Annotated in this window: 12 protein-coding genes; 6 read left to right on the top strand and 6 right to left on the bottom strand. The window is 71.4% G+C overall.

The genetic code is table 11. From position 1 onward, the window contains the following. The first annotated feature begins 46 nt into the window (after positions 1-46). Positions 47-820, top strand: coding sequence for a membrane protein YczE (gene yczE / locus ABT170_RS38700; RefSeq protein WP_351875616.1), 774 nt, complete (start codon positions 47-49; stop codon positions 818-820). A 24-nt stretch (positions 821-844) separates the two neighbouring features. Here the strand turns inward: yczE and ABT170_RS38695 are convergent, their stop codons facing one another. Next, positions 845-1,420, bottom strand: coding sequence for a MerR family transcriptional regulator (locus tag ABT170_RS38695; protein WP_351875613.1), 576 nt, complete (start codon positions 1,418-1,420; stop codon positions 845-847). Positions 1,421-1,647: 227 nt separating this feature from the next. Here ABT170_RS38695 and ABT170_RS38690 point away from each other — a divergent pair, with 227 nt between their 5' ends. The 3 genes from ABT170_RS38690 to ABT170_RS38680 all read left to right on the top strand — a co-directional run bounded on the left by ABT170_RS38690 (position 1,648) and on the right by ABT170_RS38680 (position 6,940). Then, positions 1,648-2,877, top strand: a complete 1,230-nt coding sequence (locus ABT170_RS38690; RefSeq protein ID WP_351875611.1) for an MFS transporter — start codon at positions 1,648-1,650, stop codon at positions 2,875-2,877. 191 nt (positions 2,878-3,068) lie between these two features. Further along, positions 3,069-5,483 (top strand): tetratricopeptide repeat protein, encoded by a 2,415-nt coding sequence (locus ABT170_RS38685; RefSeq protein ID WP_351875608.1) that lies wholly within the window; start codon positions 3,069-3,071, stop codon positions 5,481-5,483. Positions 5,484-5,749: 266 nt separating this feature from the next. Next, positions 5,750-6,940: an ADP-ribosylglycohydrolase family protein gene (locus tag ABT170_RS38680; RefSeq protein ID WP_351875605.1), complete on the top strand. Its 1,191-nt coding sequence runs from the start codon at positions 5,750-5,752 to the stop codon at positions 6,938-6,940. 192 nt (positions 6,941-7,132) lie between these two features. Here the strand turns inward: ABT170_RS38680 and ABT170_RS38675 are convergent, their stop codons facing one another. Next, complete coding sequence (locus ABT170_RS38675; RefSeq protein WP_351875602.1) at positions 7,133-8,728, bottom strand: sodium:solute symporter family protein; 1,596 nt, start codon at positions 8,726-8,728, stop codon at positions 7,133-7,135. A gap of 509 nt (positions 8,729-9,237) precedes the next feature. Beyond that, positions 9,238-10,020, bottom strand: coding sequence for an SDR family oxidoreductase (locus ABT170_RS38670; RefSeq protein ID WP_351875599.1), 783 nt, complete (start codon positions 10,018-10,020; stop codon positions 9,238-9,240). Between the two features lie 84 nt (positions 10,021-10,104). On the opposite strand from ABT170_RS38670, the gene ABT170_RS38665 reads away from it, so the two are divergent. Continuing rightward, a complete protein-coding gene (locus ABT170_RS38665) occupies positions 10,105-10,944 on the top strand; it encodes a hypothetical protein (protein ID WP_329943889.1) in 840 nt (279 codons plus the stop codon). A 103-nt stretch (positions 10,945-11,047) separates the two neighbouring features. Here ABT170_RS38665 and ABT170_RS38660 read toward each other — a convergent pair whose 3' ends face one another. The 3 genes from ABT170_RS38660 to ABT170_RS38650 form a co-directional block, all read right to left on the bottom strand. Further along, on the bottom strand, positions 11,048-11,254 hold the full coding sequence (locus ABT170_RS38660; RefSeq protein WP_266922771.1) for a DUF397 domain-containing protein: 207 nt from the start codon (positions 11,252-11,254) through the stop codon (positions 11,048-11,050). A gap of 224 nt (positions 11,255-11,478) precedes the next feature. Continuing rightward, positions 11,479-12,336: a helix-turn-helix domain-containing protein gene (locus ABT170_RS38655; RefSeq protein ID WP_329943888.1), complete on the bottom strand. Its 858-nt coding sequence runs from the start codon at positions 12,334-12,336 to the stop codon at positions 11,479-11,481. Positions 12,337-12,598: 262 nt separating this feature from the next. After that, a complete protein-coding gene (locus ABT170_RS38650; protein ID WP_073725732.1) occupies positions 12,599-13,318 on the bottom strand; it encodes a GOLPH3/VPS74 family protein in 720 nt (239 codons plus the stop codon). A gap of 193 nt (positions 13,319-13,511) precedes the next feature. Between ABT170_RS38650 and ABT170_RS38645 the strand changes: the two genes are divergently transcribed. Continuing rightward, the gene (locus ABT170_RS38645) at positions 13,512-16,082 is read left to right on the top strand and encodes a serine hydrolase (protein ID WP_351875594.1); all 2,571 of its coding nucleotides are present in this window, start codon (positions 13,512-13,514) and stop codon (positions 16,080-16,082) included. Positions 16,083-16,218: the final 136 nt, after the last annotated feature.

Here is a 16,218-nt window from a genome sequence, read left to right as displayed (position 1 = left end):
CGTGCGCCGATGCGGGCAGGACGAGATCACACGGTAGGCGACCGGAGTGGAGCAGGAGATCACGGACCGTTACAAGCACAGACTCCGGCGCCGTCAGGAGCAACGCGACGAGGGGCCGTCGGCGTCCCCGTCCCGCCCGTCCCTGCCGCCCCTCACCTACGTACCCCTGGGTGAACACCCGCTCAGACGGTTTCCCCAACTGCTCCTCGGCCTCGCCCTGTACGGGTTCAGCCTCTCGGCCATGGTCCGCACGTCCCTGGGCGTCAATCCCTGGAGCGTGCTGTACGAAGGGGTCGAGCACCACACGCCCCTGAGCTTCGGCATGATCAGCGCCCTCCTCGGCGTCTTCGTCCTCCTGCTGTGGATTCCCCTCAAGCAGAAGCCGACGTTGGGCACCTTCGCCAACATCGCCGTCGTGGGCGCATCGTCCGACCTCGGTCTTCTGCTCATCCCCGAGGACCTCGGACTGATGACCCGGATCGGCCTGCTCATCGGGTGTGTGGTGCTCAACGGCTTGTCCGTCGCCGTCTACGTCGGCGCGCGCTTCGGTCCCGGCCCCCGGGACGGGCTGATGACGGGTGTGTCCGCCGCGACCGGGCTCTCCCTCCGGCTCGTCCGCACCCTGATCGAACTGACCGTGCTCGGCGTCGGCTGGCTGCTCGGGGGGAGAGCGGGTGTCGGGACGGTGCTGTACGCCGTACTGGTCGGCCCGGTCACCCAGTTCTTCCTGCCCTGGCTCACCTACCGGAGGAGCACCGAGCGAGCCGTGGACATGGACGCGGACGCGGCGGGTTCGGCGGGGCCGGCGGGACCTGCCTGAGGAAGGGGCCCGGCGGCGTCCGCCTCAGTGGGCGCCGCCGCCGTCCTGGGCGCCGCTCCCGTTGTGCGCGCCGTTCCCGTCCGTGGCGCGGCGCCCGCTGCGGGTGTCGTCTTCGTCCCCGTCCTGGGCGCCGCTTTCGCGCTCGTCCTGGGCGCCGTCTTCGCGCTCCGGCCAGAAGTCGGTGGTGTGCGGGGTGCCGTCGAGGGCCGCGTCGACCCGGCCCCGGATGTAGCCGCCGGTCATCGGGCAGTCCAGGGCCTTGTCGGTGCGGCAGCCGAGCATATGGGTGAGGACCGTCACGGCGCGGTCGAGCTTCTCGATCCGTTCACGCATCGCGTCCCGCTGGGCGGTGATGAGCGTGAGCCGGTCGTCGAGCTGCTCACTGTCCACGATGGCGCTCGTCTCCGTGAGCGTGAGCATGCCGTCGTCGTGCCAGAGCTGGGCGTACGCGAGCCGGGCGAGGTCCTCGCGGCGGTAGTGGCGGACGCGCCCCCGGCGCTCGCTGTGCTGGACGAGCCCGCGCTCCTCGTAGAAGCGGAGGGTCGCGACGGTCAGCCCGAACGCCTCCGCGACCTCGCTGATCGAGTACAGGTCCTTCATGGGGCACCTCCGCCCGGGGTTGCGCTCAAGTTTACTTGAGCGTGAACGCTGGAGGGGTCGTCCACCTCCGGAAGGTTCCTGTGTCCGTACCCTCTCCCGCCCGGCCGGCGGCCCCCTCCGACCCGCCGTCGTCCTCGTCCTCGTCCTCTTTCCTCCCCCCGTCCCCGTCCCCGACTCCGTCGCCATCCCCTTCCTCTCCTTCCTCTTCGCATGCGAAGGCCGCGGCCGTGGTCCTGGTCCTCGGCTTCGTCCTCCTGAGCCTCAACACACGGGTCGCGTTCGGTCAGTTGGGGCCGCTGGCGCCGGTCGCCGGATTCGGTACCGGGGCGCTCACCGTGCTCGGGCTGCTTCCCCCGCTGTGCATGGGACTGTTCGCGCCGCTCGCGCCGTGGGTACGGCGCCGGTTCGGCGAGGAACGCGGCCTGTTCTGGGCGAGCGTCCTCCTGCTCGCCGGAACGATCGTCCGGATAGCCGGCCTGCCCGGTCTGTTCGTCGGCACCGTGCTCGTCAGCGTCGCCACGGCCGTCGTGAACGTGCTGATCCCCGTGTTCGTACGCAGCCGGTTCGCCCCGCGCCGGGTCGGTGTGATGATGGGCGTCTACGCCCTGTCCATGGGTGCCGGTTCAGCCCTCGTCGCGGCCCTGATGGTCCCGGTCTGGCAGGCGTCCGGACACTCCTGGCAGACGGCGATCGGCGTTGCCGTCGTCCCGGCGGCCCTCGCGGCCATCGGTATCGCCCCGCAGGTGCGCGGTTCCGGATCGGCCGCCCCGAAGGCAGGTGGTCCCGGAGCGGCGGGCGGAGCCCCTCGGCCCCCGGATTCCCCCCGGCCCTCGCAGCCCCCGGCGCGGGGCCGAAGGGGCTCAGCGGGGCCACATGGCTCGCAGAGGCCGCAGGGGAGGCCGGGGCGTGGGCTGGTGTGGAGTCTGACGGCGTTCTTCGGGCTCCAGACGCTGCTCTTCTACACCACGCTCGCCTGGCTGCCCGCGATCCTTGTGGACGCCGGGGTCACCGGGGCGACGGCCGGGAGCATGCAGTCGGTGTTCATCGTCGGCGTCGCCGTGGGCGGCTTCGTCACCCCGGTCCTGGCCGCCGCGCGAACCGACCAGCGCCCCCACCTGCTCGGCATCATCCTTGTCTGCGCGGGCGGTTACGCGGGCCTGATCGCCGCCCCGGCCGCCGCCCCCGCGCTCTGGGCGGTCGTCCTCGGTATCGGTCTCGGCGGCGGGCAGGCCGTGGCCGGAGTGCTCTACGTCAAGCGGGGCAAGGACCACGAGCACGTGGCGGCGCTCTCCACGGTGGCGCAGACCGGCGGCTACCTCCTCGCCGCGGTCGGACCGGTCACCGCGTCCGTGCTGCACACCGTGACGGGGACGTGGACGGTGCCGCTCGTCGTCTTCGTGGGCGTGCTGCTGCTCAGCGCCGTGGCAAGCCTGCGCGCCGGGCACGACCGCCCATGACGGTCACCGCCCACGCTCCCGGCCCACGCTTCCGGCCACCGCCCCCCGGCAGAACCGATCCGGCGCCCCCCGGACGGCCGCTCCGGACAGACCCCCGGACAGCCCCCCTGTACAGAGAACCGCCCCGGCCGGAGGCCGCTCCCGGTGGAACCGCTCCCCGGCGGGACCTCGCCGCTGACAGACTGGTGCGCATGTCCGCAGCCACCCCGCGCCGCCTGTCCCTTCAGCAGATCGTCGAGGAGCAACGCCGTGCCGCGTTCGTCGGGCGGGACGGCGAACTCGGCCTGTTCCGCGGGAACTTCGACGTACCGCCGGAGGATCCGCGGCACCGTTTCGTGTTCCATGTGCGCGGCAACGCGGGGGTCGGCAAGACGTCCCTCGTACGGGAGTGGCGGCAGACGGCCAGGGGGTGCGGGGCGCTCACCGCGTCGGTCGACGAGAGCGCCGAGTCCGTACCGGAGGTACTGGCCCTGATCGCCGCGCAGTTCGCCGCGCAGGGGCACCCGATGAAGGCGCTGGACAGGCTGCTGGCCACGTACCGGCGCCGGCTGCACGATGCCGTCACCGAGGCCGGGGCGGAGGGTGAACCGGCGGCGGGCGAGCCGTCCACCGGGGCCGTGGTCGCGGCGCAGGCCGGGCTGATCGCCGCCGGGACGCTGCCGGTCGTGGGGGCGTTCGTCGGCGGGATCGATCCGGCGGTGGTGGCGCGCGGCGCGGGCGGGCTGCGGGCCGTGTTCGGCGGCCGGTCGCGGCAGCAGGACGACGCCCGGCTGCTGTCGGAGCCGGTACGTGTCCTGACGCCCGTGTTCGTCGCCGAACTGGAACGGGTCGCGGACGCCGTGCCGTGGATCGTGCTCTTCCTCGACACGTACGAGCGCACCGCCCCGCTTCTCGACGGCTGGCTGACCGACCTGCTCACCCCCGGCCGGTACGGGGCTCTCCCCGCGAACCTCGTCCTCACCCTCGCCGGGCAGCGCCGCCTCGACCCCGCCCGCTGGGCCGACCACACCCGTCTGGTCGCGGATGTGCCGCTGGAGCCGTTCACCGAGCGGGAGTCACGCCAACTCCTCACCGGCAGAGGGGTGGTGGAGGAGAGCGTCGTACGGGAAGTGCTCCGGCTCTCCGGCGGGCTGCCGGTCCTCGTCTCCACGCTCGCCGCGAACCCGGGGGCGGTGGGCGACGCGAGCGCGAGCGCGGTCGAGCGCTTCCTGGCCGGGGAGAGCGACCCGGACCGCCGCGCCGCCGCTCTCGCCTGCGCGCTGCCCCGGCGCATCGACGAGGACCTGGTGGCGGTCGTGGTGCCCCAGGGGGCGCCCGGGGTGTACGCGTGGCTGCACGAGCTGCCGTTCGTCGCCGAACGGCACTCCGGGCGGGCCCGGTACCACGACGTCGTCCGTGCCCCGATGCTCCGCCTCCAGCGCACCGCGTCGCCGCAGAGATGGACCGAGGCGCACGACCGCCTCGCCGAGGCCTTCGCCGCCCGGCGGGACGCGGCGGCGGAGGGGCTCGACCCGGGCAGGCTGTGGGCCGAGGAGCCCTGGCGCGACGCGGCGCTCGACACGCTGTACCACCGGCTCTGCGCCCGCCCCCGTACCGCGCTGCCCGATGCGCTGCGCGCCGGGATCGAGGTCTGCGGTCAGCACTCGGTCGCCGCCCGCCACTGGGCCCGGACCCTCGCGGAGGCGGGCGAGGACGCCGACAGCGCCGTCCTGCGCGACTGGGGACGGGACCTGCTGAGCGCCCTCACCGACCACGGCCCCCGCCCCACCGCGGCCCTCGGGCTCCTGCTGACCCGCGCCGAGCTGGACGACCGGGCCAGGGCTGCCGCCCTGGTGGCGCGGGCCTGGAGCCGCTTCCGGGCCCGGGAGTTCGACGCCGCCCTGTCCGACCACGGGCGGGCCATCGCCGTGAACCCGCGCAGCGAACAGGCCTACCAGGGGCGGGCGGTGGTGCTGCGCGCGCTCGGCCGGTACGAGGAAGCCCTCGCGGATCTGGACCGGGCCGGGGAGATCGCCCCCACCTGGGCGTGGGTGGTGCGCGAACGCGGTGAGACCTACCGGCGGATGGGGCGGCTGGAGGAGGCCCTGACCGTCCTGGACCGGGCCCACGCCATGGACCCGACCGACGCCGTGCCGCTCGGCAGCCGCGGCCTGGTCCGCCACCGCCTGGGCCGGCACGAGGAGGCGCTGGAGGACTTCGACCGGGCCATCGCCCGGTGGCCGGAGTACGGCTGGGCACTGGTGCGGCGGGCCGGGGTCCGTACCGTCCTGGGCGACCCGCTCGGCGCCCTCACGGACCTGGACCGGGCCGAGGAACTGACCCCGGGGCTGTCCGGGACCGAGGGGGAGCGGGGCGAGGTCTACCGGGCGCTCGGGCGCTACGAGGAGGCCGTGGCGAGCTACGGGCGTGCGCTGGAGCTGAACCCCGACTACGCCTGGGCACACGGCAGCCGAGCCCTCGCCCACGAGGCCCTGGGCAGGCCCGCGGAAGCCCTCGCCGACCTGGACCGGGCGCTGGAGATAGACCCGGACTACACCTGGGCACGCACCCAGCGCGAAAGGCTGGAGGCGACGGTCCGCGAGAGCGGGCAGGAACCGGGAAGCTGAACCCGGGGGAGCCGGGCGCCGCCGGAAACGGGTACCCGAGACGGTGCCTCGGGCGTGGTGCCCCGGGCGGTTTCTCACCGGGTCCACACCGCTTCCCCACAGTTCAAAAACGACCTGCGGGACGTCCGTTCACATACCCACGCGTACTCGGATCCGGCCCTGAACCGACCGTTCCCGTTCGATTACAGTGCTGCGCAGTCGCACGGAGCAGCACAGCGTTTGGGACACGGATCGGCCTGCGTGACAGACGTACGGGGAGGGGCGAGGTGAGCACAGGGACCACGGCTGTCTGGGGCCGGGCCGAGCAGCAGGACTTCCGCAGCCGGGTACGCGGCGCCCTGCTCGGCGGCGCCATCGGTGACGCGCTCGGGGCCGCGGTCACGGGGCTCACCCTGGAGGAGATCCGCGAGGCCCACGGCGCCGAAGGGGTCACCGATTTCGTCCCCGCGCCCGGCAGCTCTGTGCCCGGAAGTCCCGCGCCCGGAAGTCCCGCGCCCGTAGGTCCTGTGTTTGCAGGCTCCCCGCCCGGCAGCCGCGGGGCCGTCACCGCGGTCACCCAGCTCACCCTGTTCACCGTCGACGGGCTGATCCGCGCCCAGGTCCGCCGTGACACCGGCGCCTGGCACCCGCCCACCGATGTGCATCAGGCGCATCTGCGCTGGGCCGCGACCCAGCGCGACTGGGGGCCCGACGAACGCCGCAAGGACAACGGGTGGCTGGCCGCGCAGGAGTGGCTGTACGCCCGCCGCGACCCCACCCGGGAATGCCTCACCGGCTTCGGCGACACCACCATGGGCACCCTCGACCGGCCCAAGAACCCCACTGCCCGGGACGCGGCCGCGCTCACCCGGTCCGCGCCGTTCGGGCTGCTGGTGGGCTGGGAGCCGCAGCTCGTGCTCCAGCTGGCCGTCGAGTGCGCCGCCCAGACCCACGGCCACCCGGCCGCCCAGCTCGCCGCCGGGGCCTTCGGCCTCCTGGTGCACGGGCTGGCCCGCGGCGAGACCCTGGACGGCTCCGTCCAGCACGCCCTGACCCTGCTCGCGGAACGCCCCGGTCATGAACCGGTCACCGAGGCACTTCAGCAGGCACTCGGCTCCGTACGCCAGGGAATCCCGGGCCCGGCCCTGATCGAGGCGCTGGGAGACACGGACACCGCGGAGGACGTCCTGGCCGTGGCCGTGTACTGCGCACTGGTCGGCGAGGACATCCGGCACGGCCTGAAGCTCGCGGTGAACCACGGCGGGCCCTCCCGGGCCACCGGGGCGGTCTGCGGGGCCCTGCTCGGCGCGCTGCACGGCGAGACGGCACTGCCGCCGGCCTGGCTGTCCGAACTGGAGGGGCGCGCCACCCTCCTCGAAATCGCCGACGACTTCGCGATGGAGATGACCCAGGGCCCGGCCCTCCACAGCCCGACCGCGGCCGCCCCGGGCTGGCTGGTCCGCTACCCACGCGGCTGAAGCGGCCGACGCTGCCGAACTGGCCGCGGTGGCCGGACCGGCCGCGGTGTCCGAAGCCGCTGACACGGAGATGGGGCGGGGGTACGGGCATGAGCACCCCCGCACCCCCGCGCCACGTACCCCCGCGCCCCCGCGCCCCGCGCCCCCGCGCCCCGATCCCCGTACCTCCGTGCCCTCTTCGGCCGGTGGTCCCTAGCCCTTCCCCGGCCCGTCCGGTACCGGTGAGCCGGGGGGACCGCCCTGGGCCGGAATCGCCGCGTCCGACGCCGGGGCCGGGCCGTCGTCGTCCGGTTCTCCGTCGCCCCAGTTGACCTTGTCGATGATCGCGTCGCGCTCCGGGGTGTCCTCCGGTTTGGCGAAGCCGATCACGATGTAGAGCACCAGCGAGATCGCGAGCGGCAGTGCCACCTGGTACTGGAGCGCGACATCCGTCTTCACCGAGCCGTCGACGTTGTAGTTGGTGAAGTAGAACGCGAGCAGACCCGCAGCCCAGCTGGTGAGCGCCGCCGTCGGTCCGGACCTGCGGAACGTACGCAGGAGCCCCAGCATGAACGGGATCGCGATCGGGCCCATCAGTCCGGCCACCCACTTGATGACGACCGAGATGATGTCCTTGAACGTCGGTGAGTTGATCTGTGTCGCCAGCGCCATCGACAGGCCGAGGAAGGCCAGCGTGGACAGCCGGGCCGCCAGCAGACCGCTGCGGTTGCTCCAGGTGCGGGCCGCCTTCGAGAAGACGGGGGCGATGTCGCGGGTGAAGACGGCGGAGATGGCGTTGGCGTCCGAGGAGCACATGGCCATCGTGTGCGAGAAGAAGCCGACGACGACCAGTCCCAGCAGACCGTGCGGCAGCAGCTGTTCGGTCATCAGCGCGTAGCTGTCCGAGGCGTCCGGCTTCTTCGCCTCGACGAGCAGCGGGGCCACCCACATGGGGAAGAACAGGACGACCGGCCAGACAAGCCACAAGGCCGCGGAGAGCCGGGCCGAACGGGTCGCTGAGCGCGCGGAGTCCGTGGCCATGTAGCGCTGGGCCTGGTTCCACATGCCGCCGTTGTACTCGAAGGTCTTGATGAACAGGTACGCCAGCAGGAACGTCACGGTGTACGGTCCGGCAGTCGGGTCGGTGTGTCCCTCGGGCAGCCTGTCCCAGACGGTCCACAGCGAACTGAAGCCGCCCAGCTTGCCCATGGCGATGACGAGCATGGCCAGCCCCGCGAACAACTGGATGATGAACTGCCCCAGTTCGGTGAGTGCGTCGGCCCACAGCCCGCCGACCGTGCAGTAGACGGCGGTGATGGCACCGGTGATGAAGATGCCCTGGGTGAGCGAGATCCCGGTGAAGACGGAGAGCAGGGTGGCGATGGCCGCCCACTTGGCGCCGACGTCCACGATCTTCAGCAGCAGACCGGACCAGGCCAGGGCCTGCTGGGTCGGGATGTTGTAGCGGTCCTTCAGATATTCGAGCGGGGACGCGACACGCAGCCGCGAGCGCAGCCGGTTGAGCCGGGGCGCGAAGAGCCGGGCGCCGATCCCGATCCCGATGGCGATCGGCAGCGACCAGGTCACGAAGGACGTGACGCCGTACTGGTACGCGATTCCGGCGTAGCCGGTGAACATCACCGCGCTGTAGCCGGACATGTGGTGCGAGATGCCCGACAGCCACCACGGCATCCTGCCGCCGGCCGTGAAGAAGTCGCTGACGTTGTCCACGCGCTTGTGCGACCAGAGTCCGATCGCGACCATCACACCGAAGTATCCGATGAGCACGGCCCAGTCGAGACTGTTCATGTGCCCCCTCCAGGGGTCCGCCTTGTGAACGGGTCACGCACTTCGTCGGTACGGCCGTTCAGCGGGGCCCCGTGCGGGAGTGGGGACTTCGGGGATTGAACCGCCCGCCTGGGCTCCCGGTCAAGGACTTGCGCGATCAGAAATGTGAACACCGATCAGTAAGCCGAACGATTTTGCTGGTTCTTGACCTGGTGGAGCGTTGTCGTGAACGCGACCAAACCCACACGATGGGCGGGCACTTCGTCAGGCCGCACCGCGAAAGGGGCGTACGCCGGGAGAGGGTGAGGCGACCGTACGGGATGCGGGTCCCGTGCGGCCGGGGAAGGGGGAGCGCGTAGGGGCACCGGGCCCGGTACGTCAGTGCGCGGGCGCGCCGGCTCGTCAGTCCGCTGGCACCTGAGCACGTCAGTCCGCTGGCGCGTCAGCACGTCAGCATGTCAGTCCGCTGGCACGTCAGTGTGTCAGTGCGTCGTCGAGCTGACGCGCCGGTACAGCGGGGCGCCGACACGTCAGCGCATCAGTTCCCCGGCGTTGACCAGCAGCGACTGGCCGGTGATGGATCGCGCCCGGTCCGAGGCCAGGAAGGTGGCGGCCTGCGCCACATCCTCGTCCGTGGCCAGTTCGGGCAGTGCCATCCGATCCGTGAGCCGGGCCAGCACCTCGGCCTCCGGTACGCCCTCGGTGTCCGCGGTGAACCGGACGTACGCCTGCACCGGCGGCCCCCACATCCAGCCCGGAACCACGGTGTTCACCCGGATCCGGTGCGGTCCCAGTTCCCGTGCCAGTGAATACATCGTCGAGGTCAGCGCCCCCTTGGACGCCGCGTACGCCGCCTGCCGCACCTGTGACGGGGCGGCCACCGAGGACTGCGTACCGATGATGACCACCGAGCCGCCCCGCTCCTTGAGTGCGGGCAGGCAGGCCCGGGTCATCCGCAGCGTACCGAGCAGATTGACATCGATCACCGCCTGCCAGGTGGCGAAGTCGGCATCCTCCAGGCCGCCGAAGTAGCTGTCCCAGGCGGCGACATGGACCACCGCGTCGATCCCGCCGAAGCGCTCCGAGGCCAGGGCGGCCAGCACCTCGCACTGCCCCTCGTCCGTGATGTCGGTGGCGAGATAGGCGGTGTGCCGGCCCTCCGGGTCGATCTCGGCGGCCGACTTGGCCAGATGCGCCGCGGTACGCGCCCCGAGCACCGCGTTGCCCCCGTCCCGGACGACGGTCTCCGCGATCCGGTGCCCGAGCCCGGCCCCGACGCCCGACACGATGACGGTCTTCCCCGCGAGCAACATCGGCGCCTCCCGGCTCTGGCAGTTCGTCTGACGGAGCGTCAGAGTAGGTGCCCGCGACCCAGGACGGAAGGGGAAGGGAACGGTATGAGCGACGAGACACGCAGCGATCAGTACGCGGAACTGGCGGCGGTGGGGCCGTACGGGGTCCACCCGGGGCACGCGCTGATCACCATGGTCGAACCGCATCCCGGCCATGAGTACGCGTACAACCGCTGGTACGAGGACGACCACTACTACGCGGGCGCGATGGCCATGCCCTGGATGGCCGCCGGGCGCCGCTGGGTGGCCACCAAGGAGCTCCAGGAGCTGCGCTACCCGGAGAAGTCCGCGGTCGCCCGGCCCGTCGGGGCCGGCTGCTACCTGTCGACGTACTGGGTGACGGACGGGCGCTACGACGACCACATGAAGTGGACCGTCGGGATCAACAAGCGGCTCAACCGGGACGGCAGGGTCTACCAGGACCGCACCCACGTCTTCACGGCCTTCCAGGACCACGCGGCGACCGTCTACCGCGACGGAGCCGCCGGCCCCCGGGACTTCCATGCCCTGGACCATCCGTACCGGGGTCTGGTCCTTGAGGTCATCGACGCCGAGGACCCGGAGCGGTGTGCGGAGTTGCTGGAGTGGCTGCGCTCGCGGCACCTGCCGAAGCGGCTCCACGGGTCGCCCGCCGCGATGGTCACGGTCTTCCGGCCCACGCCGCTGCCCGGTGACCGGATGACGTATGTGAAGCAGGTCGAGGGGGTCGGGACCCGTCTGACGCTGCTGTGGTTCCTCCAGGAGGACCCGCGTGCCTCCTGGGCCGAACACTTCGCCGGACTCGGGGAAGCTGTAGCTGAATCGGGCCTGGGGCGGGTCGAGTTGGCCGCGCCGTTCATTCCCACGGTGCCGGGGACGGATCGGTACGTCGATCAGCTGAGGTGACGCGGCGGGTGCCGGGAAATGGGCCGAGCCCCCTCGGCCAGGACGGCGAACCAGTCGAGAGGGCTCCAGTCAGATGGTGCGTCGTGGCCGGCGGTGCGGCTGGTCAGGCGTTGATGGAGCCTGCGGCGACATCGCGCACGAACGCGTTCCACGCACCGGGGACGAAGGTGATCGAGGGGCCCTCGGGGGCCTTCGAGTCACGCACGGCGATGGACAGAGCGACCGGGGACTTGACCTCGACGCATGCGCCGTTGCCCCCGGAGTACGAAGACTTCGTCCACATTTCCGTAGCACCCTGAAGAATAGCCATGTTCACTCCGGTTCAGAGAGATGGGGGGAGTCGTGCCAACCGGATTCCGATTGGCGTGATCGACGCTACTCGCCAACTCCGTTGCGTGAAGTGGCCGTTCACTCGACCGGATGGCATATTCCATGCGGGTCTTCCGTCGTGAGGTGGCGACGGTGTACTCTGCCGTCGCCTCTCCATCGGCATCATTCCATTTCTCGCAAAACAGACCTTGCGGCTGTCCTGTTTCAGCTGGTGTACCGCTTGGCCATCTCGCTGACGAACTGCCGGGTCTGCTCCACATTCAGCGACTGTGCCCGCAGATGTTCGTACATGACGCTGTAGCGCTGTACGTCGTTCGCCTTCTCCAGATAGAGATCGCTGGTGACGCCCTCGATGTAGACGACGCTGGAGTCCGCGGCGTCCGGGAACTCCAGAATCGCGTACTGCCCGTTGATGCCCGGGTGCGCGCCCATGTCGAACGGCAGCACCTGCACCGTCACATGCGGGAGGTGGGACTGCTCGACGAGGTGTTCCAGCTGTTCGCGCATCACCTGCTTGCCGCCGACCATCCGGCGCAGCGCCGACTCGTCGATCACCGCCCACACCCGCAGCGGATGCTCGGGCGCGTTGACCCGGTCCTGGCGTCGGGCGCGCACATTGACGCGCTTCTCGATGTCGGACGGCGGGGTCTCCGGCAGCGCGCCGTTGATCAGCGCCTCGGCGTAGGCCCGGGTCTGGAGGAGTCCGGGGACGACCTGGGGTTCGTACACCCGCAGCGACTCCGCGTCGGTCTCCAGTCCGATGTAGACGCTGTAGGGGATGTCGCCGAAGGCGTGCCACCAGCCCTGCTGGCGGGAGTCCTTGGCCATCTGCATGAGCGAGTCGACGACCCGGACGTCCTCGACCTCGTACACCCCGCACAGATCACGGACGTCGCGCTGGCTGATGGAACGGCGGCCGTTCTCCAGACGGCTGATCTTCGACTGCGAGACCAGCAGGCGCTCCGCCACCTCCTCGGCGGTCATGCCCTTGATCTCGCGCAGACGGCGCAACTCCTGGCCCAATCGGCGTCGCCTGACAGTGGGATTGACATGGGACGGCACGGAAACGGCACCTCCGGCTATGTAGCTGTGCGTATCTACTGCTCAGCAGATTGCCACCCCCGGCACCGGCCGCGCTGGGAAACGGCAACACGCAAGCGCGCGGGGCAGCCGGTGGATCCGGCTGCCCCGCGCGTGGTGCGGCTCCCGAACCGGGTCTTTGGGGACGTCGGTGCGGCGGTATGCGTATGTCCGTGCTCGTTCCGCTGTCGTGCCCGTTCCGTACGGCGCGCTGTGCGGTGTCCCGTACAGCACACCGTACGGTTCAGTGCGCGGCGGTCTGCGCCATGCTGCCGCGGCGCGACTGCGCTTGCGGTTGCAACGGCACGCCCGCTGCTTGCTGATTGCGGCGTGGCTGTACGGCCACACCGTTCTGGACGTCCATCACGGCATGCGCCACGAGTCCGCCCATCGGGTCGTGTCTGATCAGGTCCCGGAGCCTGGAGCGCGATGAACGCCCCTCGTTCCCGGGGTACAGGTGCTTGCCGAGTCCGACCGCGTGGGCCAGTGCGGCGAGCGCCGCGGTCCGCGGGTCCGGCGGTACACCGGTGCGGATCGCGCTGTCCAGCCGGGCTCTGATGTCCCGGCTGATTGCCGTGTCCGTCGCCTGGTAGCGAGTCGTCGGCAGTACTCCGCACATCTGGCCCGCCACGGCATGCACCATGCCGCACCGCTCCAGATGGGCGAGATAGATCTGGCGCAGCCCCAGCCGGGGTCCGCCGATCCAGTGGACGGCCCGGACCGGGCTGCCGCGACGGCGCAGCAGTTCCAGTGCGGAGTCCAGAGTCGGATCTCCTGTCGGCCGTGGCATCACCACGGCGATACGATCCCCGTCAGGGGCTATCCGTCCTGCCAGAGCCAGCTCTACTAGCTGTGCCCCGGCCAGGCCGAGGTCGAGCGACTGCGGCTGCGCTGTGGTACCCGTGGTCGGGTCCAGAGCGAGCAGCAGAAGCTCCTCCGGAATTGTTCTGCGGCTCCTGCCCATCCATGCCTCCCCGCGTGGATGAATGACAGGGTGACCCCTCTCACATTGGTCTGTCGAGAGCGCCTGACCGCTATATATGGGAACCAGTAGGTATGTCGTTCTCGTCTAGCAGCCCGGCCAGGGGTTCACACAGGACACTGGTAGATGGTTCGGACAGCGCGGGGTTGTCCCCGCAGCGCATGAGGAGGCATCGGTGGCGGGCGAGTCCCCCGACAAGTCGGAGCAGCAGAAGTCGTCGGGGACGGCTCCGGAGGAACGTGACCCCCGTCTCGCCGTGTTCCGTGAACCGGCCGCGAAGTCGGGCGTGAGCCCGGAGGCGGACGCGGGTACGGATGCGGAGGCGGGCCCGGACGCGGGTACGGATGCGGACGTGGACGCGGATGCCGGGAGCGCGACGGACCGCGTGACGGACAACGCGACCGCGGTCTTCCGTACCCGGCCCGCTGCGGCGGTCGACGGCGATGACGACGGCGATGGTGATGACGACGTGACGCCCGCTGCGGCCTCCGCGGCCTCTGAAGGGGGCTCCACGCCCCCGGAGAGCGCCGAGGGCGCTCTGGCGTCCGACTCGGACGGCGAGGCCTCCGGGGCGGACGAGGCGGGCGCGACTGCGGTGGCGGACGAGGCTGCGGTGGCGGACGAGCCGGGTGAGGTCACCGGGTCCGGTGAGCCCGGGGCCGCGGCCGGCGAGTCCGATGCTGGAGCCGAGCCCGGTGACGCGCGGCTGCGGGCCGCAGTCGCCGCCTGGGTCGGCGACGGCGACGGCGATGCGGATGACGCGGCTGACACGGGCGACACCTCGGATGCGACAGCTTCCGACGATGAGCCGGCAGCTGAGCGCGAGACCGCGTCTGAGGCCGAGTCATCAGGTGAGGCGTCCGGCGAGGTACGGGTGCCGAAGACCCGCGAGGAAGTGGCCGTCCCGGCCTCGAAGCCCGGCGCGGGGGCGAAATCCGACAGCAGCGCCGACGCCGGCGCGGACTCCAGCACCGGTGAGGACGCCGACGCCGACGGCGAGTCCGTGTCTGCTGAATCCGTGCCCGCCGAATCCGTGTCCGCTGAATCCGTGCCTGCCGAAACCGCGGCCGACCAGCGAGGAATCGATCAGCCCACCGCTGTCTTCAAGGCGCCCAAGCAGGCGCAGGTCGATCACCCGACGACCGCGCTGAAGATTCCGCCGCGAGAGCCCGCCCCGAAGAGCGGCGAGGGCTCGAAGAGCCGCGAGACCGCGGAGACCCCTGCCGAGCGGACCAGCAAGTTCGTGCCGCTCCGCTCGGACGACGTGCGGCCCGCGCCCGCGCCCCGTAAGCCCGAGCCCGCCGCACCGGCGGCCGGGGCGGCGGCAGCGTCCGGGACCGGTGCGGCAGCGTCGGGGGCGGGTGCGGGGTCCGCCGCAGGTGCCGCCTCCGGGGCGAAGCCCGCCCCCGCCCCCGGCCCGGCCTGGGCCGAGCCCGAGCGGACCCGGCAGCAGCCGCTGCCGCCCAAGCCGCCGCTCGATCTGCTCGCCGAGCTGACGAATACGCCTCCGCCCCAGGAGACCCCTGTCCGTACGGCTGTCCGCCGGGTCAAGATCTGGACCCCGCTGGTCGTGCTCCTGTTGATCGTCTTTGCGATCGTGCAGATGGTGCGCCCGCTGCCGACGCCCACGCTCCAGCTGACGGCGCAGCCGACGTACACCTTCGAGGGCAGCAAGCCCAAGCTGCCGTGGCCGGACCAGGGCCAGGGCTACATGGCGGCGACCGGGCTGGGCAAGGTCGACTCGTTCGGTGAGCAGAAGCCGGTGCCGATCGCGAGTGTGGCCAAGGCGATGACGGCGTACATCGTGCTCAGGGAGCACCCGCTGAAGCGGGGCGAGGACGGCCCGATGATCGAGGTCGACGCCAAGGGCGAGTCCGACGGCCAGCTCTTCACCGAGGGCGAGTCCACCCTGAACACGGTGAAGAAGGGCGACAAGATCAGCGAGAAGGACGCGCTGTCCGCCCTCATGATCCCCTCGGCGAACAACATCGCGCGGCTGCTGGCGCGCTGGGACGCGGGTTCGGAGAAGGCGTTCGTCGAGAAGATGAACGACACCGCGAAGCAGCTCGGCATGCAGAACACGACCTACACCGACCCCTCCGGGCTCAACGCCACGACGGTGAGCACGGCCGAGGACCTGGTGAAGCTGGGCGAGAAGCTGGTCGAGATCCCGGCGCTGATGGACATCACCAAGCTGCCGGAGTGGAAGGACCCGTCGGGCAAGGTCTGGCGGAACTACAACACCCTCGTGCCCTTCGACGGAGCGCTGGGGATCAAGACCGGTTCGACCAGCAAGGCGGGCGGCAACCTGCTCTTCGCGGCGCACAAGATGGTCGACGGTACCGACCAGCTGATCGTCGGCGCGGTGCTCGGCCAGTACAGCGACACCTCGATCATCGACGCGGTCAACGCGGCGAGCAAGAAGGTCATGATCGCCACGCAGGACGAGTTGAAGGGCGCCAAGATCGTGAAGAAGGGGCAGGTCGTCGGCACCGTCGACGACGGCCTCGGAGGCACGACGCCGGTCGTCGCGACCAAGGACGTGCAGGCGGTCGGCTGGGCCGGTCTCACGGTGAAGCTGGAACTCACCGACGGCGGGAAGACGGTGCCGCACTCCGCGGCGGCCGGAACCGAGGTCGGCACGCTGACCGTGGGCGAGGGTGCCAGCCAGGTGAAGGTGCCGGTCGCGCTCCAGAGCGAGCTGACCGAGCCGGCCTTCGGGAAGAAGCTGAGCCGGATCGGCTGATCCGGCGAAGCCGCGCGGGTCGCGGGGGGGGGGGGGGGGGGCCCCCGCCCCCCCCCCCCCCCCCCCCCGGGGGGGGGGGCCGCCCCCCCAGGGGCGCCGCGCCCGCGGCCGCGGGCGGGATGGGGGGGCGGGGGCG

It is taken from the genome of Streptomyces sp. NPDC001787 (assembly GCF_040297465.1).
Classification (GTDB): Bacteria; Actinomycetota; Actinomycetes; order Streptomycetales; family Streptomycetaceae; genus Streptomyces.
This window is presented reverse-complemented; position numbering and strand designations above follow the sequence as displayed.